Annotated in this window: 13 protein-coding genes; 6 read left to right on the forward strand and 7 right to left on the reverse strand. The window is 45.8% G+C overall.

Features of this window, described 5'->3' with window-relative positions:
* Nucleotides 1-33 precede the first annotated feature (33 nt).
* Nucleotides 34-1,047: a LacI family DNA-binding transcriptional regulator gene (locus HB364_RS17930; protein WP_167289587.1), complete on the reverse strand. Its 1,014-nt coding sequence runs from the start codon at nt 1,045-1,047 to the stop codon at nt 34-36.
* 143 nt (nt 1,048-1,190) lie between these two features.
* Between HB364_RS17930 and HB364_RS17935 the strand changes: the two genes are divergently transcribed.
* The 6 genes from HB364_RS17935 (at nt 1,191) to HB364_RS17960 (ending at nt 12,379) form a co-directional block, all read left to right on the forward strand.
* On the forward strand, nt 1,191-2,078 hold the full coding sequence (locus tag HB364_RS17935; protein WP_167289588.1) for an inositol oxygenase family protein: 888 nt from the start codon (nt 1,191-1,193) through the stop codon (nt 2,076-2,078).
* Between the two features lie 357 nt (nt 2,079-2,435).
* Nucleotides 2,436-5,513, forward strand: a complete 3,078-nt coding sequence (locus HB364_RS17940) for a SusC/RagA family TonB-linked outer membrane protein (protein WP_246228516.1) — start codon at nt 2,436-2,438, stop codon at nt 5,511-5,513.
* 22 nt (nt 5,514-5,535) lie between these two features.
* Nucleotides 5,536-7,161, forward strand: coding sequence for a RagB/SusD family nutrient uptake outer membrane protein (locus tag HB364_RS17945; RefSeq protein WP_167289589.1), 1,626 nt, complete (start codon nt 5,536-5,538; stop codon nt 7,159-7,161).
* A gap of 162 nt (nt 7,162-7,323) precedes the next feature.
* Nucleotides 7,324-8,457 (forward strand): acyltransferase family protein, encoded by a 1,134-nt coding sequence (locus HB364_RS17950; protein WP_167289590.1) that lies wholly within the window; start codon nt 7,324-7,326, stop codon nt 8,455-8,457.
* Between the two features lie 17 nt (nt 8,458-8,474).
* The gene (locus HB364_RS17955; RefSeq protein ID WP_167289591.1) at nt 8,475-10,688 is read left to right on the forward strand and encodes an alpha-N-acetylglucosaminidase; all 2,214 of its coding nucleotides are present in this window, start codon (nt 8,475-8,477) and stop codon (nt 10,686-10,688) included.
* A gap of 38 nt (nt 10,689-10,726) precedes the next feature.
* The gene (locus HB364_RS17960; RefSeq protein ID WP_167289592.1) at nt 10,727-12,379 is read left to right on the forward strand and encodes a sodium/sugar symporter; all 1,653 of its coding nucleotides are present in this window, start codon (nt 10,727-10,729) and stop codon (nt 12,377-12,379) included.
* Between the two features lie 61 nt (nt 12,380-12,440).
* On the opposite strand, the gene HB364_RS17965 is transcribed toward HB364_RS17960, so the two are convergent.
* The 6 genes from HB364_RS17965 to HB364_RS17990 form a co-directional block, all read right to left on the reverse strand.
* Nucleotides 12,441-12,974, reverse strand: a complete 534-nt coding sequence (locus HB364_RS17965; RefSeq protein WP_167289593.1) for a DUF6817 domain-containing protein — start codon at nt 12,972-12,974, stop codon at nt 12,441-12,443.
* Nucleotides 12,975-13,043: 69 nt separating this feature from the next.
* Complete coding sequence (locus tag HB364_RS17970) at nt 13,044-13,247, reverse strand: hypothetical protein (RefSeq protein ID WP_167289594.1); 204 nt, start codon at nt 13,245-13,247, stop codon at nt 13,044-13,046.
* A gap of 65 nt (nt 13,248-13,312) precedes the next feature.
* Nucleotides 13,313-15,295, reverse strand: coding sequence for a RiPP maturation radical SAM C-methyltransferase (locus tag HB364_RS17975; protein ID WP_167289595.1), 1,983 nt, complete (start codon nt 15,293-15,295; stop codon nt 13,313-13,315).
* A complete protein-coding gene (locus HB364_RS17980; RefSeq protein WP_167289596.1) occupies nt 15,285-16,403 on the reverse strand; it encodes a hypothetical protein in 1,119 nt (372 codons plus the stop codon). Before HB364_RS17980 ends, HB364_RS17975 begins: the two co-directional genes overlap by 11 nt.
* Before the next feature lie 570 nt (nt 16,404-16,973).
* Nucleotides 16,974-18,125 carry a hypothetical protein gene (locus HB364_RS17985; protein WP_167289597.1) on the reverse strand — a complete coding sequence of 384 codons (1,152 nt, stop codon included), beginning with the start codon at nt 18,123-18,125 and terminating at the stop codon, nt 16,974-16,976.
* A gap of 142 nt (nt 18,126-18,267) precedes the next feature.
* On the reverse strand, nt 18,268-18,996 hold the full coding sequence (locus tag HB364_RS17990; RefSeq protein WP_167289598.1) for a siderophore-interacting protein: 729 nt from the start codon (nt 18,994-18,996) through the stop codon (nt 18,268-18,270).
* Nucleotides 18,997-19,080: the final 84 nt, after the last annotated feature.

Consider the following 19,080-nt stretch of genomic DNA (forward strand, 5'->3'; position numbering starts at 1 on the left):
AGCGGCTCGCAGCTCGTAGCTCACAGCTTGCGGCTAACGTCCCGTAGATTCCCGCGGGATCAATACAGAAGGCACAATAATAGTTTCTGATTTCAGCGGGTTATCGCTTTTCTTGAGGCTGTTGAACAACACAGAGGCCGCCATTTTACCCATCTCAAAAGCCGGCTGGGTAACAGTAGTAAGGGAGGGGTTCAATATAGGTGCAGTAGACTGGTTGGAAAAACTGATTACTTTAACATTACCCGGTATGGCCACTTTTAATTCCTTACAAGCCAGGTAGATGCCGGCCGTTAATTTTTCTACCGAAGCAATAATGCCATCCGGCCGGTCTTTGCGTTGTAATAGCTTTTTGATGATGGCATAATTCTCCGTCTCATCATCGGTGCACACTACCAGGTCTTCCTCCCGGAAAGGAAAGTGGTGGGCAGCCAGTGCCTGCTGGCAGCCTGTAAGCCTGTTTTTGCTGATGGACAGGCGTTCGGAGATTGTTAAATAGGCAATGCGTTTGCAACCTTGCTCTATAAGATGCTGGGCGGCCAGGTAGCCACTTTCCCGGTCATTGGTCGTGATACGTGTAGTCGCCGTTTCTTCACACACGCGATCAAAGAATACAACGGGGATATCGCGCTGCATCATTTCACTGATGTGTTCATCATGGGTAGTTTCATTAGATACAGAGATCAGTACGCCATCTACCCGTCCGCTCTGGAAATCAGTAAGGATGGCCTGCTCCCGGTCAAAGCGTTCATGCGTAAGATAAATAAGTACATGGTAGCCCTTTTCACGCGCTACGGATTCAATACCATTAATGGCTACAGAGAAAAAGCTGTCGGCTACTTCCGGCAATACAACGGCAATCGTCTTGCTTTTCCTTTTGCGCAGGCTGCTGGCATAGGGGTTGGGAACATAATTCAGCTTTTTGGCCAGCTCCAGTACCTTCTGTTTGGTTTGCTCACTGATCTCATGACTGTCAGTAAATACTTTCGATACTGTTGATACAGAAAGGCGCAGTTCTTTCGCCAACATTTTCATGCTGATATTAGCCATATAGTCCTTGGTATGGCCCAAAAATAACCAATTCCACGCAACTGGTTTCGTAAATAAAAACCGGATAACCCGTTAAATAAAACCAAAAACTTCTCAAATTAGTGGTGCCAATACTGTAAATACTATTCATAAATGATTGCCGTATGACACCTGTTAACAAACTTTCACAAGCCGAGATCAATCCCCTGAAGAGCCTTGATGAATGGGAAGACGACGTATTGGAGCGTTACCCTGATCCGGAGGCCATTGCTACTTCCAAAAAGACAGCCGAATACAGGAATTATGAAACCCCGGGACGGGACACCGTGCGGGAATTCTACAGGTTGAACCATACCTATCAGACCTACGACTTCGTACAGGAAAAAAGAGCCGACTACCTGAAATTTGATAAGAAGGAAATGCCTGTATGGGATGCCTTCCAGTTCCTGAACCAACTGGTGGATGATTCCGATCCCGATACCGACCTGGACCAGTTCCAGCACCTCTTACAAACTTCCGAAGCCATCCGTGCCGATGGACATCCTGACTGGATGGTGATGGTTGGCCTCATGCATGATATGGGTAAAGTACTGTGCTTGTTTGGCGAACCACAATGGGCAGTAGTAGGAGATACCTTCCCGGTAGGATGCGCCTATTCCGGTAAAATTGTGTATCCTGAATTCTTTGCCAATAACCCGGATTATTCTGATACCCGCTACAATACACAATATGGTGTTTATACACCCGGCTGTGGCCTGCGCAACGTGCACATGTCATGGGGCCATGATGAGTACGTGTACCAGATGATGAAAGATTACTTGCCCGAATCCGGTTTGTACATGCTGCGTTATCATTCTTTCTATGCCTGGCACCGCGAAGGAGAATATGAGTACCTGCTGGACGACCATGACCGGGAAATGCTGAAATGGGTAAAGCTGTTCAATCCATACGATCTGTATTCGAAGAATCCCACACCGCCCGACTGGAATAAACTACGGCCCTACTACCAGGAACTGGCCAATAAATACTTACCCGAAAGATTAAAGTTTTAATATAGTTTTTCAGACCTGACAGCACGTAAGGTGGGTCGCCCTGCAGCGCAGCAAGGCAGCCCGGCGGGGCGGCTCACCTTTAAGTTCAAGCTGACATTGGCAATCCTTCAACAAAATCATGGTGACAATGTGCTGTCCGGCACAGTGCCGTTGTCACCTATTCAATAACCCAAACCTGCATCCTCTACTAAAAACCTTCCTCGTTTATTTCGATTTCCGGACTATGAAGTAGTAATAAGCGCATGATGCTGTTTTACCAGTTTCATTTTTTTTGCTCCTGTTTAATAATTGTATGATAAACACTTATTTAAAGGGACGCAAGCGGAATCCTTTTATAATAACCACCAAACAAACGCTATGCAAGTGTTGCCATTTCAACGATGCTGTAAGGCCCGGACTGTTTTGATGACGGGATTGATCTGCCTGTCGGGCATTGCAGGGGCCAATGTGCCTTTTCATGCTGCCAACGATTTTGACCTGCCTGCCCCGCAACAGGCCGGGGGAGAAGTGAGCGGTGTTGTAAAAGACGCTGCCGGTAAACCCGTACAGGGCGTTACCATTACCATCAAAGGAACCAAAAACTCAAAAGTTTCCGGTGCCGACGGAAGCTTTACCATTAAAGCAAAGAAGGGTGATGTACTCGTATTCAGCGCTGTTTCTTATGCTCCGCAGGAAATAACAGTGGGCGACGCCACTACATATGATATTGCATTAACTGCCGCTGCTACTACCATGGGCGATGTGGTGGTAGTGGGATATGGCAGAAGCTCCCGCAAAAACCTTACGACGGCTGTTACCAGCGTTAAACCCGAAGAGCTCAACAAGGGCGCTATCAGTGATGTAGGACAAATGCTGCAGGGTAAAGTACCCGGATTGAATATTACCCGCAGTGGTGATCCCAACAGGGCCAGCGCCATGATCCTGCGGGGTGTTTCTACCCTGGGTGGATCACAGTCGCCGTTCTTTGTAATAGATGGTGTACCCGGCGCTGATATTTCTGTGATCGCGCCCGATGATATCGCTTCCATTGACGTATTGAAAGATGCGGCTGCTACGGCTATCTATGGTAACAGGGCTGCCAATGGGGTGATCATCGTTACTACCAGGAAAGGGAAAAAAGGACAGGCTGTGGTAGGATACAATGGGTATATAGGGGTGGAAAAAGTAGCCAACAAGCTGGATATGATGGATGCCAATCAACTCAGGGCTTTTCTCGCAGCTAATAACCTGGCGCTTTCGCCCAATGATGATAAAGGCGCCAATACCAATTGGCAGGAGGCTGTGCAAAGAAGTTCAGCCGTTTCACACAACCACAACATTTCTGTGAGCGGTGGCGGTGAGCACAGCACCTATAGCGCCAGTGTTAACTATTTTGATCAGCAGGGTATCATATTGACCAGCGGGTTACAACGTGTTATTGCCCGGCTGGCCCTGGAACAATATGCGCTGAATGATAAAGTGAAACTGGGGTTATCTGTTTCCAACTCCAACAGTGATGCCAAACTGGTGCCTTACCGCAATACGGTGCTGGCCCAGATGATCACCTATTTGCCGGTATCGCCCGTAAAAAATGCGAATGGCACCTATTTCGATAACTTTACCAATACCGGTTACTACAATCCCGTTTCCCTGATCAATCATGGCAACGAGAACCTGAAATACAATAACCTCATTGCTAACCTTACGGCACAGGTAAAATTGCCCCTGGGACTTACTTATGACGTGAATATTGCCTACCAGAATTTTACCACGCTTTATGGTGCTTACTATGATAAGTATTATACTACCTATTATAATAATATCCGCAGTACCCCCGATCCGCCCGCTAACCCCACTTTTATAACACTGACCGGCAGCAATGGCTATGCAGTGCGCAATACCTACCAAACGACCAATAAAATACTGGAAACCTATTTTACCTGGAACAAGCAGTTTGGTGAACATACGGTCACTGCTGTATTGGGATATTCCTACCAGGATAATGTAGTGAACGACGGGTTCCAGACCACTACTACTAATTTTTCCGTAGACAATACCGGTTTTTATAACCTCGCCCTGAGCAACCCCTATGCGGTATCTGCTTTCCGGGTAGACTATGGTGGTACCGGCATGTACCAGAAAACCAAGCTGATATCAGACTTCTTCCGGGTAAACTATAATTACAAGGACAAGTATTTATTACAAGGCTCTATACGCCGGGATGGTGGTTCCATGTTTGGCGCCAACCACCAATGGGGATACTTTCCCTCTGTGGGCGCCGCATGGCGTATCATTGAAGAAAGCTTTATGGACAAACAAAGCCTGCTCAGCGACCTGAAACTGAGGGTCAGCTATGGTGAAACAGGTAACGGCATTGGCTTTAATCCCTATACGTCCCAGTTTTCCTTCAACAGCTATGGCACCTACTACAACAATGGTTCGCAGGTGAGCGCCATTGGCGCCAGCCGTTCTGCCAATCCCGACCTGGGCTGGGAAAAAACAGCCACTACCAATATCGGGTTAGACTTTGCTTTCGGGAAGGGACGCATCAGTGGTTCATTGGAATTGTATAACAAGAAGACAACGGATATGATCTATGATTACCGGGTGAACGAAGCCATTGTGCCTACCGGCTTTATTACCGCCAATGCCGGAAGCATGAGCAACAAGGGTATTGAGTTAAGCCTCAATGCAACCCCGGTAGCAAAAGGCGACTTTACCTGGAGCACCTCCCTGAACCTGGCGCACAATACCAATAAGATCATCGCCCTGTCTAATGAGCTGTTCAAAGGCGATTCCATACTGATTACCCAGCCCGATGGCAGTGGACAAACAAACAGCAAGCTGCAGATCATCAAAGCCGGCAAACCGGTAGGACAGTTCTTTACCCTGCAATATGCCGGTTTCGACAAGGCCTCCGGTCTGTCTCAATACGTCAAGGCTGATGGTTCCCTCACTACCAATCCTTCCATCGGTGTAGATTATCATTATATGGGCAGTCCGCAACCGAAATTATTACTGGGTTGGTCCAACAGTCTTAAATACAAAAACTTCGACTTTAATGTGTTCTTCCGGGGTGTAATGGGCAACAAGATCTTCAACGTTACCCGTGCCGATCTGTTCCGCCCCAGCACCGCACAATACACCAATATCCTTACAGAAGTAGCCGGCGAGCCTATTACGGATGCCAACGCCCCCAAGTACTCTTCCCGGTTTATTGAAAATGGCAGCTATGTAAGGCTCGACAATGCAACGCTGGGATATACTTTTAAGAACATCAGCCCCTATATTAAAAATCTCCGGGCCTATGTATCCGCCAACAACCTGTTTGTGATCACCGGATACAAAGGCATTGATCCTGAGATCAACCAGGGTGGCCTGGCGCCGGGTATAGATGCCAATAACTTCTATCCAAAAACCCGGACGATCCTGATTGGGGCAAATGTTTCTTTCTAATGAACCTTCTTAAAAAAACTGTATGAAGAATATACTTAAAATAGTTGGTCTGCCGGCTTTATTGATCAGTGTGTTGCCGGCCTGTCATAAAGTGGATGTTCCCATTACTACTGAAATTACACCGGATGTATTCCCACTGGATTCTACCCAGTTTTCGTCCGTAGCAGGCCCGGTATATGTAGCTTTCCGGGGCAACTATTCCCTCGACTACTGGTTTATGCAAAACCTTTCCACCGATATGGCTATCCTGCCTGCGCGTGGTGGTAACTGGTATGATAATAAGAACTACCTCGACCTGCATTACCATAGCTGGACCAAGGACCACCCCTGGACACAAAGTTGCTGGGCCTGGTTGTCCAAAATTATCGGCGTGGCCAATCAGTCTATCTCCATCTTGCAGCAGAACATGACTGCCGGTACCTACAAAACGCAAACCCTGGCCGAAATGCGGGGTATGCGGGCGATCGCCTATTTCATGATGATGGACCTCTATGGCAACGTGCCCCTGTACACAGAGTATGGTGACTTCTCTGCCAGGCCCAAAGCGCCCCGTGAAGAAGTGTTCGACTTTATTGAAACGGAACTTAAAGCCATATTGCCCGATCTGAGTACTACCGTTGGTGTGTCTACCTATGGCCGGCCTACCCGTTATATGGCGCAGGCGCTCCTGGCCAAAATGTACCTGAATGCGCCGCAATATATCGGAAACACCCGGTACAATGAATGTATCGCTGCCTGCGATGATATCATTAGCAGCAACAAATATGCGTTGGAAGCACGCAGCACCTACCTCAGCATGTTCTATCCCAACAATGGTCCTGCCTTCAAGGAATTTATTTTTGCTATTCCCTATGATGCAGCAGCCACCAGTGGTAGCTACCTCGGCGTAAACGGGTATATGTACTATGCGCGGTATGACCTGCCACGCTCTACCCGTACTAAATATAACCTGCCCTTTGTGCCCAGCTCTGCGCAAAGCACGCTGCCCGTGTATTATGCCAATTTCAATGACCCCAATGATATACGCAATAAGCAATGGCTGACCGGCTTGCAATACCTGGCTGATGGGGTAACGCCGTTGACGGTAACTACCACCAAAAAAGGATACGATCAGTTTTATACCGGTACTGATGGCGGCGATGCCTATACCTACCAGGTAGATCTTACCCCGGATGTTGTTTTACGCCAGAATCCTTCCCTGTTTGATTGCGGCAATGATGAAATAGCCTGGAACATGGGTTATCGAAACATCAAATTCTATCCGGATGCTACGTCTGCCACCCGCAACCAGAACAACGATGTACCTGTTTTGCGCTATTCTGACATTGTACTGATGAAAGCGGAAGCCATCCTGCGCGGTGGAACACCTACACTGAGCCAGACAGCCCTTTCCCTGGTGAACCAGTTGCGGGCAGAGCGTTCCACATCCGCTGCCTGGTCGACTGTAACACTGGACAGTATATATGCCGAACGTTGCCGGGAATTTGCCTGGGAAACCTGGCACCGGAATGATATGATCCGCTTTGGAAAATATGAAGGCTCCTGGGGCTTTAAAACCAACAATGAAGTATACAGAAGGATATTCCCGATCCCGACGAATGCTATGACATTGAATACAAGCCTCACGCCAAACGATGGATATCAATAGCCAACGAGAGGTAGAAACCTTTCCTGGTGACGCCCGCAAAGGTGTCACCATCCTCTCCTGGATTAAACTTAGTTCTATAAGCAAGCAGAACTGATATAGCAATGTAACACCGGGGTTGTCTAGCCCCGGTATTCTTATTTTAGCAAAACAATCAACAGACTAATGAAGCATACCGGTACACCAACAAGGCTGCAATCGCTGGATGCCCTGCGTGGCTTTGATATGTGCTGGATCATCAGTGGTGAATTCATCGTGCACGCCTGGGCCAAAGCAGATGATAACCCCGTAATAGGGTGGATGAGCAGCCAGTTGCACCATTCAGACTGGAACGGTTTCACCTTTTATGACATGATCTTTCCCCTGTTCATCTTTATAGCAGGTGTCTCCATGCCTTATTCTTTTGCCCAGCAGTTGGCAAAAGCAGGGGGCGACAGGGGAGTGGCTAAAAAGAATATCTATAGAGCGCTCCTTAAACGTACCCTAATATTGATATTACTTGGCATGGTGGTAAATGGCTTGCTGCAATGGAAAGGATATGAATACACCCGCTTTGCCAGCGTATTGGGCAGGATTGCTTTGTCCTGCTTCTTTGCTGCCTGTATCTTTTTAAACTACCACTTGCGCGGGCAGGTCATCTGGTGCCTGGCTTTATTGATGGGTTATTGGGCTGCTATGTTATTGATCCCTGTGCCGGGTTTTGGCGCCGGAGTGTTGACGCCTGAAGGCAATCTCGCCGCCTGGGTAGACAGGATGTGGCTGCCCGGTAAACTGCACCGTAAAGTATATGATCCCGAAGGATTACTGTCTACCATACCAGCCATTGCTTCAGCGCTCCTGGGTATTTTTACCGGGCAGTTCCTGCGCTGGCAATCGATGCAATGGACGCCACGTCGCAAGGCGGGAGCCTTGATAGTCGCCGGCGTGGCGCTGTTGCTGCTGGGAAAATGGTGGGATATTGTTTTCCCGATCAATAAAATTATATGGACATCTTCTTTTGTGCTGTATGCCGGTGGATGGAGCCTGCTGTTGTTGGCGCTGTTTTATGGGTTGATTGATGTGGCAGGGTTTAAAAAGTGGAGCCTGCCCTTTACCTGGATTGGTCTTAATTCCATACTTATTTACATGGCCGTGCATGGCATCATTAATTTTGAATCTACGGCACAGTTTCTGTTCGGTGGATGGATCAAACAGGCACCGGAGGCATGGCAGCCGGTATGGTTATGGACCGGCGTAGCGCTTATACAACTGGCTTTATTGTATTTTTTATACAGGAAGAAATGGTTCCTGAAAGTGTGAGGTTTTAAACAACAACTATGACCCGGAAGAATATTCTTATTGCATGCATCAGCCTCCTGTTCCTGCAGCAGGTACAGGCCCAGTTAAACATACCCGCCGCCCGTGCATTGGTGCAGCGTGTAGTACCCGGTAAGGCCGACCAGTTTATCATTGAGCCATTAACCCCGGCAGCAGGTAAGGATGTTTTTGAGCTGGACTACGACTTCCACCAGGGAAAAAATGTTTTACGGGGCAACAACGGCGTGGCAATAGCCGCCGCCTTATACTTCTACCTCAATGAATATTGCCATGCGCAGGTTACCTGGAATGGCGTTAACCTGGCGCTGCCTGCAATATTGCCCATAGTTGATACCCCTGTACACAGGGCTACTCCCTATGAATACCGGTACTACCTCAATTACTGCACCTTCAATTACAGCATGAGCTGGTGGGACTGGCCCCGCTGGGAAAAAGAGATTGACTGGATGGCCCTGCATGGCATCAACATGCCCCTGGCCATTACCGGGGAGGAATATACCTGGTACCTCGTTTATAAAGAGATGGGTTTTAGTGATGCTGATCTGAAGGACTTCTTTTCCGGCCCCGCTTACTTTTCCTGGTTCTGGATGGGCAACCTCGATGCCTGGGGAGGGCCACTGCCGCTGGACTGGATGAAACGTCATTTTGAGCTACAGAAAAAGATACTGCAACGGCAAAGGGCGCTTGGCATGAAACCGGTATTGCCTGCTTTTACCGGCCATGTGCCACCTGCTTTTAAAAAGAAATTCCCCCGGGCCAAACTCAAAGCCACCAATTGGACCAATGGTTTTGCCGATACCTATATCCTCGATGCACAGGACTCTTTATTTGCAGAGATCGGCAAACGTTTCCTGCAAATGCAAACGAAGTTGCTGGGTACCGATCACCTGTACTCAGCCGACACCTTCAATGAGAATGAGCCGCCCTCCGATGAACCGGAATTCCTGGGCCGGCTGAGTGCAAGGGTATATGAAGGCATGCGCCAGGCCGATACCGCTGCTGTATGGGTGATGCAGGGCTGGCTGTTTTACAGCGACCGAAAATTCTGGAAAGCACCGCAAATAGAGGCCTTGCTCAAGGCGGTGCCCAATGATAAAATGATCCTGCTGGACCTGGCCACGGAAATAGAGCCCGTATGGAAGAGAACGCAGGCTTTTTATGGCAAGCCCTGGATATGGAACATGCTGCACAATTTCGGTGGCAATACCAACCTGTTCGGCAGGATAGAAGGAGTAGCGAAGGGGCCGGCGGAAGCGTTGCAGGATGCCGCCAGTGGCAACATGAAAGGCATTGGCCTTACCATGGAAGGCATTGAACAAACACCGGTATTGTATGAGCTGATGATGCACCATACCTGGCGGAAGGAACCCATTGACCTTGACCAATGGCTGCCGCAATACCTCCATAACCGTTATGGCGTATTGGACCCTCATGCGCTCAATGCCTGGCAGGTGTTGAGGAATACTGTATACAATGGCAAGCTCATCCGCGATGGGGCCGAATCCATCCTGCAGGCAAGGCCCACTTTCGATTCATTGACCCGCTGGACAAAAACAACCCTGAATTACAATGCCAAAGACCTGTTGCCTGCCTGGGATGCTCTCCTGCAGGCGGCGGAAGCCTGTAAGAACAGCGACGGCTTTCAATATGACCTGGTAGATGTGACCAGGCAGGTGCTGGCGAATTATGCCTTGCCCCTGCAACGGCAGTGGGTAGCGGCTTACAGGAATAAAGATCTGGTGAAGTTTAAACAGCTAAGCAACCAGTTCATCACATTAATGGATGACTTGGACAAGCTGCTGACTACGCGCAAGGATTTCCTGCTGGGGCCCTGGATAGCCGATGCCCGGCGTTGGGGAACTACTAAAACGGAAAAGGCATTGTATGAAAAGAATGCCCGCGATCTCATCACATTATGGGGTGATGCCAACAGCCCCCTCCATGAATATGCCTGCCGCCAGTGGAGTGGCCTGATCAGTGATTTTTACAAACCCCGCTGGCAGCAGTTCTTTGCGAAGGTGGAGCAGGCGCTGGCTGCCGGGAAGGACATCAACGTGGAGGCCTTTCAGCGGGAAATAGCTGCCTGGGAATGGAAATGGGTGAACAAAAGGAAGGACTATGCCTTAAAGCCCGTTGGTGATCCTATTGTCATTGCCCGACAGATTCACCGGAAATACCGGGACATTATCGGGCAGGCGCACCAGGATCGCTAACTGTTTAGTATCTTAATGATTGCTTCTAATAATGCTATATGAATAAACTTCAAACTGCTGACTATATTGTTTTCCTGGTATACTTTGTCCTGGTATCACTATATGGATTGTTTATTTACCTGAGAAAGAAAAAAGCCGTTACCGATTCCAAAGACTTCTTCCTCGCCGAAGGTTCACTGACCTGGTGGGCCATTGGCGCGTCTCTCATTGCCTCTAATATTTCTGCGGAACATTTTATTGGTATGTCGGGCTCGGGTTTTGCCCTCGGCCTGGCCATCTCCACGTATGAATGGATGGCAGCAGCTACATTGATCATTGTAGCTGTTTTTTTTATACCCCTGTACCTGAAGAACAAAATTTACACCATGCCCCAGTTCCTGGCGAAGCGGTATGATGACAAGGTGAGTACCATCATGGCTGTTTTCTGGTTGCTGGTATATGTTTTTGTCAACCTGACCTCCATTATCTACCTGGGTGCTATTGCTATTACATCCATTACCGGCATCAGCTTTGCCTGGTGTATAGCGGGGTTAAGTATATGTTCTGTTATTGTTACCCTGGGGGGCATGAAGGTCATCGGCTATACAGATGTCATCCAGGTGCTGGTGCTTATAGCTGGAGGTCTCATCACTACCTATCTGGCGCTTACATTATTGTCGGAAAAATTTGGCTATGGGACCGACGTGCTCAAAGGGCTTAACTTATTACGGCAGCAAGCCGATTCCCATTTCCACATGATCTTTAAGGAAGACCATCCTTACTATAAAGACCTGCCGGGGCTCTCGGTATTGATTGGCGGTATGTGGATCAATAACCTGAACTACTGGGGATGCAATCAATACATCACCCAACGGGCGTTGGGCGCTGACCTCAAAACGGCCCGTAATGGCATTCTGTTTGCGGCCTTCCTTAAATTGCTCATACCGGTCATTGCGGTATTGCCCGGCATTGCCATGTATGTGATGCACCAGCATGGAATGTTTCAGCAGGAGATGACCGATGCTACAGGCGCCATCAAGCCCGACCATGCGTATCCCACTTTGATGAACCTGTTGCCTCCGGGATTAAAAGGAATGGCTTTTGCGGCGTTGACAGCCGCTGTGGTAGCTTCGCTGGCCGGTAAAACCAATAGTATTGCCACCATCTTTTCATTGGACATTTACAAGAAGTACTTTAAAAAAGATGCTACCGAAAAGCAGGTGGTGCGTACAGGCCGGTGGGTAGTTATTGTTGCCATGTTGATCGGGGCGGTGGTAGCGCCCGCCCTGCGTACGCTCGATCAGGCTTACCAGTTTATACAGGAGTATGTAGGTTTTATATCGCCGGGTGTGCTGGCTATTTTCCTCATGGGGCTCTTCTGGAAAAAGACCACGGCCGCTGCTGCGCTGGCCGGCACCTTACTCACCATACCGGTATCTACCTTGCTTAAATTTCTGCCTTCCTGGACCAATGGCGCTTTCCCGGACTATCCTTTCCTGGATCGTATGACCATCACCTTTGTACTTATCATTATAGTGATGGTATCGATCAGTCTGCTCAAGCCACGTCAGCCGGGTCCAAAGGACTCCTTACGGAGCAAAGAACAGCCGGTTATTATTGATAAGTCCATGTTCAGGGTATCGCCGGTATTTATGATCGGCTCGGTGATCATTCTCGGTATCCTGGCTGCGCTGTATACGGTGTTTTGGTAAGAGTTTAATTAATGCAGGGGATAAGCGTTGGGAGAGTACCTTAAAAGAAGGAATACTGACCTTAAGTACCTTTTATTGACCTCTTGATATGATCATTTATTTTTTCACTTACTCTCCCTTCAATCCAATCCCATCCATCTACGTATTGCTCGTAATCAAAACCCTCCTCGTTAACGAGGTGAGGTATTTGTTCCAGGAAATTGGCCGCCGATATCTCAATCAATTGGGTATACAGCAAATTCGACAATTCGATTTCCATACTATCGCAGATCAATGTGGTTCTGCGTTTTTTTACCGAAGCATTTTTTAAGACTTCAATTGTAATCAATGAAAAGAAAAATGTAAGTAGTTCGGCCCGGGGGCCAATTCGTTTTACGATATCAAACCGGTTTTCTGGATTTACCAGGGCCGGTTTAAATTTTTTCGTACCGTAGATACTGTGGAATAAACCTGCAATGCACACGTATTCACGGCAACCCCATGATTTTAAAATATTGTACGTGCCCATTAAATGATCATTTAATGACCTGTTGCTATGTGTTGTGGTAGTTCCCCCAATCCGCTCAAGATAATATATGTGCTCCCTTAGTTTCATAGTGTTTTAGTTAAACAGGGGATGAATAAGGTCCTGAGTATACAGAAGGTTATTCATCCCGTTTTGCAACTAAAAATCCACACCAACGGTTACCGTGATCGCTTTGGTGTCAGCGGAGCCCTTAACCTTGTTAAGATTCGATTGAACCAGGTTTGCTATCTTGTCCTGGGAAATAAGGACTTTGCCGGTGGTTGGATTCACTGTAAAGTCCTTTGCTGATAGTTTGGTTACTCCAGCCTTTGGCTTGGTAACTAAACTCTTTTTTGTTGCCATACAAAAATATTTAGGTTATAAAAATTGGGCTATTATTGTAGTGTTTTGCCTAGCAGCCCATTTTACTAAGCAAAAACAGTTTCTGCCAGCGTCAAATTCTGCGAGCCTGAATTTTCATCAATGCTTACCAAACTGCTGATCTTATTAGCTATTTTTGAAGTTGCCATTACATTGGTATCTCTTACAGCAAGACTTAGATAATGATCATCATAGAATATTATTAATCCGTGCTCTGTAAGGAAATCCAGTTTTTCATTTATATCTGCTTCAGAGGCTTTTCTAAATAGTGATTCTTCCTGTATTTTCTGAATAAGCAGTGCCCTGCGAATAGCTTTATCACAATACTGATAGATCAGTTTCGATACGGATGATAAAACATAGATCGGATGCCGCGCAATGGGTCTGAGGTCCCATATCAATAAGTGGTCTTCATTTTCGCAATAGAACAAAGCAGATTCCTCGTGGGATAGCCGCCATTTTTTAATACTGGAAAAAAAGGGGGTTAAATTTTTGTAATCGGGTGCGTAATCTTTATATCCATAAGTAAAGTAGTAAGCCAGATTGAATAAAGATTCTTCTCCGAAGGGATATATATAGCTATAGGTAGGATAGGGCTTTATGTCTTTAAAGCCCATCACGTCCGACTGGTCAAAATTAGGACTGAAGCGATCCAGGCGGATTGGAGCACAACTGTTTGGAGGCGTTAGATGAGATAACAGAGGAATGAGTTTCGTCACCTGCAGGTATTCTTCAATATCTTCATATGGGAAACCATATAGCACATTCCATTCCACTCCCATATCCAATTCTTTACACCATTTTAATAACTGGATATTTTGCAAAGGACTGACTCCTTTACGCATTAACTTGAGCGTTGTCTTGCAAAAGCTTTCAATACCCGGTTGTATACAGGTAATGCCCGATTGCTTTAGTTTTTCCAATTGATCTTTGGTCAGGTTAGCCTTTACCTCATAAAAAAGATTATATGCTGTTCTTTTCCTGACCTCGATAAGTGCGGGAATAAAATCTTTGAAATAGTTGTAATCAAGAATGTTGTCCACCACTGAGATTTCATGGTGTGGATATTTTTTCAGGAGATGCTCAAACTCTTTTAAAGCCCTGGGAGCGGATTTGGTGCGTTGATTCATTGTATCCCCATTCAGGCCACAAAACGTGCAATGATTTTTCATACCCCACCAGCATCCCCTGGAAGTTTCAAAAAGGATCCGTGGAGAGAATTTTTTATGCAGCTTTGTTCGGGATAATTGTTCAAAATAATCGTCATATGTCACAAAAGGCAAATTGTCGATATGCCCAGAAAGTCTTGCATTAGTGGGGGGGCGTGAGAAAAAAATATGCACATTAGATTGTGAAATGACACCCGGATAGTTATCGCAGTCACTGCCTCCCAATATAGACGTTACCAGTTTTGTAAAAGAATCTTCACCTTCTCCTGAGATAACATAATCTACAAAATCAAATTGACGGATTACTTCCACACCCATTACGCCCTCATTGTTCGCTCCCCCGAAACAGATTTTAATGTCCTTATTCTCCAACTTGATCTGTTTCGCTAAAGCCAGAGAGGCCACTTGCTGCTGAAAAACTGATGTGAATCCTACAATAGCCGGCTTTCTGTCCAGAACCATGCGCGAAGCTTCTTTGATAAAGGCGTTAGTCCGGTCTTTTATCTCCATGATCTGCTTAATAAAGCGCTGGTTGATTTTCTTTTTATTATATTTTGTTTTGTTATGTAAAACATTTTTTCCTAAAAGAACCTCTTGTATAAATTCTTCATCCTGGGCCCGCGTTTCGAACAGGTTATGTGAAAAAAGCCATTCCCCTAGCATGTCGTGATTCACAGGAAATCCGCAAGCTATCTTTGAATAGATGGATACACCGGTAACTTCAGCAAAGAGAAGGTTCAGATATAAGATCCCAACATCTATTTTTTTGCAGGCTAAGGACTCCCTGATCAGCGAAAGACCTATAGAAGGAGTAACTACAGGCGCGAAAGGCATATTTATCAACAATACATCATTTCTCATAGCAAAAAGTATTTGTTAGTGCGTGCACCCTACCAATCAGATTGCTCAGTTCCGGTGCGTCAATTGCTGCATCCGTAAGCCTTGAATAAAGGAATGGAATATTCTTTTGCAAATGTTGAATTGCAGTATCTGTTTTTTTCTTCCTCGCACCGGAAACTATATTTTCGGATACCAGGAATAGATTAAAATCATAGAGTACGTTGTAAATGATATAGGCCTGTGTCATTACAGGTAAGGATTTCAGCCGGTTAGTAACTGGCGATTCGATCCTGATCTGTTCATATTCATGCAAGTCAGGCATGTTATAAGCCCACTGCATCCATATTCTTTGATGGATAAGTTCATGAATGAGGGATTCTGCAAAAGCCACCTCATTTGTCTGAAAGGGATTGATAAAAATAGCCCCGAAATATTGCGTTCTTAAATTATAGCTGAATCGTATTGAATCCCCGAAATCTGGTGTCAAAAATACATAGCTGATCGTTTCGAACAGATCATTATATAACCCGGGAGAATACTTTTGAAGGATTGACAGGGAGTTTTCAATAAGCAATTTCATTTCATCAACTGTCCCTTTTGTACTGAAGATAGTTGGATATATATCTTCGGATATGAATCCTGTAAAAGCATTTTTAAGTGGCAAACAAACTGTCAGGATTTGAGTATTATCCATTTTATGAACTAGAAAGTGATTGGTCTCGTTCAACTCAAACTTGTTCTCATGGAAAAAATAGCATTTCTGATAATAAAAAAACCTCGTTGCAAGATGTTTTGTTGTCGCGACAGGCTCGTGTTCAATTCCCAACTGCATTCCAATCAGATTCAATAGATTTTTCTGGGAGGATGTGTCTTTTTGCAGACTGAAATCAACAAGGCATTTAAAAAGTTCAGGGTTTTTCCAAAACCTGGTTTCTGAAGAATGTGTAGTATAATAATCAATCAGATCATTTACCTGTCCTTCTATTTTCTTAGTGACATATCTTTCATGAATACACCTGTGTAGTATATTAGGAAAAAAATCAATGGCCATAGTTTGGATAACTTCAATATTGCTGAAGATATCTTCCTGGTCGAACAAAGACTGGTAGAGTTGATTATATTTATCCATAGACCCCATATCCTGTATTTTCCTGTAAAGAAACTATAGGGTACATTCGGGAAAAAGTTCTCTAAATCGACACAAGGATTTACTGTATCGATAGGCCGATACGTTAAATTAAAATAGACAAAAGATTGCAATGCTTCAGGTCTTGACCTCGAATTAACACAATAACCTAAGCTACTTATGCGGAGCGAAAGGGCAGAGACTAATAATGCTAAGAGTTGTTAGACATTGGTAGAGGATTGTAATTCTCTAAATATAATACTTTTTCCTGATCGTGAAAACTTTTTAATGCTTTTCAGTTTCTGGATAAAGGCGCAGCTTCCTATTCCTTCTACGTTTTTTGTAGCCCGATAGCCCTGTTAATGTCAGCATACCGATCTTGTTTATTCGAAATAAAAGAGATCATTCCGCATCCCGAATGAGGCAATAAGAGTTTATGACCGTTGTTCCTATTCGTGTTGGAAAGCTACTTGTTTATGTAACTAAAAAACACCGTATTTACACCCATGTCGTTGGGTTAAAACACGGTATTTTGGATAAGAATAGGGAAAGATGTCACCTCTGATTGAGGGATTAACTATCCTTCTTCTTCGCTTCCTGGTAAGGTTGGTTAATAAGCGTATTGGGCTTTAAGTACACGTAATTCTTTTGAAAGTCAAGAATGGTATTGAACCTTTTCAATACCTCATTGCCCAATATATGCGTTTTAAACCTGGCCGGATTGGCGGTTGCCAGCAGTTGTACAGGAATATTTAACAGCACCTCTTTCCCAAGATTCAGCCTTTCATTATTCACTGTAAGTACAGGCACTTCCTTACCCTGCCCGTTTTTCAGAATCACTTTTTTAATCACTTCCAGGTCTTTCGGGTAATTTTGCTCCTGCATCAGTACGGTATCTAACATAATGGTCCGCTGATAGCCGTTGTCAAACAGGAAACGGTTCCTGTACTTCTTATCTTTTACCTGTAGCTCTGCCTGTATGCAAAACAATGTATGGGTGTATTCTATATCGAACCGGGAATACTGCTTGTCTATCTTAGACAGCCTGGAATGCACAATGAAAATGTTTTTATCATAATCTATTTCAACAATCTTCCCGTCAAACAGGTCCCAGCCAAACCGTCCGTCTGTGCCCTGCCCGGATAACACAACCGGGTAAACGGGCAGGCTGTCCCAGGTCAGGTTCCCGATCTGTAAAGTCTTGTCAGCTTTTAAACTTTGTGATAGTGATACATGCGTTTTATTTTTGATCGCATCTTCGGTCAATAGCAGGCCGGTTGTTCCTGAATCAAACTTCAGGTCCAGGGTATCTACCTTGTTGAGGATGGCCTTGACCTTTATGTTATTGAATTCGGTTAATGTAAAGGGAATGGTGTCGTGGGTTTCTGGTCTTTGTTGGGAGTAATCTTTGATGGACTGGCTTTCAATCCTTGTATAGCAGGTGTCTTTGCCATTCAGTAATACGATAAAATCAACCTGTTCGCCTTGTTTTATCTTTACTTTGATAGAATCTATATCAGTATAAAACTTAATCCATTTGGCTTTCACGCTTTTGGTGACCGTGTAAACGTCGGGATTGGTTTCCGGATTTAGATGCCAGTTGCGCCGGTCATCTTCACCTTCAATAATAAACGCTTTGGGAGAGTTGGCTTTAATTACCGGCAGGCGTTTTTGAGCAACTACAAAAGACGGCGCCAGGAGAATACATAGGAATAAATATTTCATCTCTGTCTTCTTATAATAAAAAACCCGGATGCATGCAGAGCAGCGGCAAACCGGGAATAACAGTACAAATGTAAGTTGCGGTCGGATAATTAGCAAGGCATTCATAAGGCCCACTAACCACTCACCATTTACCACTCGCCATTCACAACCCCCTCTTCCCATCTGCCCAATACGCATCGGTGCGTATCTGGCTTGCTTCCACGCCTTTTTGCAACAGGTATTTCCTGAACCGGCTGATGGACAATGCCCGGCCGGCCAGGTAAAAGGTGGCCCGTTGCCAGGTGTTCCAGCAATCGGGGTGCATGTCTTCCATCCAGCTAATGGCATTGACGGCCGGCGCTTCCGGCGATGCATGCACATAGTCAATCATAATCTTTAATGTGTTCAACGCCACAGCATGTTGCGGATGCAGCTCCAATACCCCGAAATATTCATGACTGCAGGCGAGGGCCGTGGTCTTGTACCAGTTGAACAAGCCGATGGCCGTTTCATCGCCAAAGAAAAAATGATGCTTACCCTGTTCATTGTACTTCAACTTACCTTGTCCGGCCCTGAACCTTACTTCCTGGCCTATTTGTAAATTTGTGGCCCACTGACTGCCCGGACCCTTGCCATGCAGGTAAAAAAGTACGGTACACAGGCCCTGCTGTTTATTAAAAGAGGAGAGGGTATAATGGCGGAAACTCGTATCATCCACCCTGAACTGGACGATCTTTCCGGGTAGGAAATCCTCATCATCAAAATCACCTTTGAAAGTGATCAGTTTCAGCTCGTCTGACAGCATGGTGGTATCGGACACAACAGCCTGGCGCAGCCAGGGACTGGCTACAGCGATCATGGTATCGGCCAGCCATTTGGGGACTTGAGGCATGGTATAAGGAATTTATCAACAGATGGTTAACTTTACAAAACTATAAACCTTCCGGATCGTTATTGTTATACCAAACGGAGAAAG

Source organism: Paraflavitalea devenefica, from assembly GCF_011759375.1.
Lineage (GTDB): Bacteria > Bacteroidota > Bacteroidia > Chitinophagales > Chitinophagaceae > Paraflavitalea > Paraflavitalea devenefica.

Excerpts from the sequence above, each read along its gene's own strand:
- HB364_RS17930 (WP_167289587.1), bottom strand. The coding sequence starts at position 1,047 with ATGGCTAATATCAGCATGAAAATGTTGGCGAAAGAACTGCGCCTTTCT.
- HB364_RS17935 (WP_167289588.1), top strand. The coding sequence starts at position 1,191 with ATGACACCTGTTAACAAACTTTCACAAGCCGAGATCAATCCCCTGAAG.
- HB364_RS17940 (WP_246228516.1), top strand. The coding sequence starts at position 2,436 with ATGCAAGTGTTGCCATTTCAACGATGCTGTAAGGCCCGGACTGTTTTG.
- HB364_RS17945 (WP_167289589.1), top strand. The coding sequence starts at position 5,536 with ATGAAGAATATACTTAAAATAGTTGGTCTGCCGGCTTTATTGATCAGT.
- HB364_RS17950 (WP_167289590.1), top strand. The coding sequence starts at position 7,324 with ATGAAGCATACCGGTACACCAACAAGGCTGCAATCGCTGGATGCCCTG.
- HB364_RS17955 (WP_167289591.1), top strand. The coding sequence starts at position 8,475 with ATGACCCGGAAGAATATTCTTATTGCATGCATCAGCCTCCTGTTCCTG.
- HB364_RS17960 (WP_167289592.1), top strand. The coding sequence starts at position 10,727 with ATGAATAAACTTCAAACTGCTGACTATATTGTTTTCCTGGTATACTTT.
- HB364_RS17965 (WP_167289593.1), bottom strand. The coding sequence starts at position 12,974 with ATGAAACTAAGGGAGCACATATATTATCTTGAGCGGATTGGGGGAACT.
- HB364_RS17970 (WP_167289594.1), bottom strand. The coding sequence starts at position 13,247 with ATGGCAACAAAAAAGAGTTTAGTTACCAAGCCAAAGGCTGGAGTAACC.
- HB364_RS17975 (WP_167289595.1), bottom strand. The coding sequence starts at position 15,295 with ATGAGAAATGATGTATTGTTGATAAATATGCCTTTCGCGCCTGTAGTT.
- HB364_RS17980 (WP_167289596.1), bottom strand. The coding sequence starts at position 16,403 with ATGGATAAATATAATCAACTCTACCAGTCTTTGTTCGACCAGGAAGAT.
- HB364_RS17985 (WP_167289597.1), bottom strand. The coding sequence starts at position 18,125 with ATGAAATATTTATTCCTATGTATTCTCCTGGCGCCGTCTTTTGTAGTT.
- HB364_RS17990 (WP_167289598.1), bottom strand. The coding sequence starts at position 18,996 with ATGCCTCAAGTCCCCAAATGGCTGGCCGATACCATGATCGCTGTAGCC.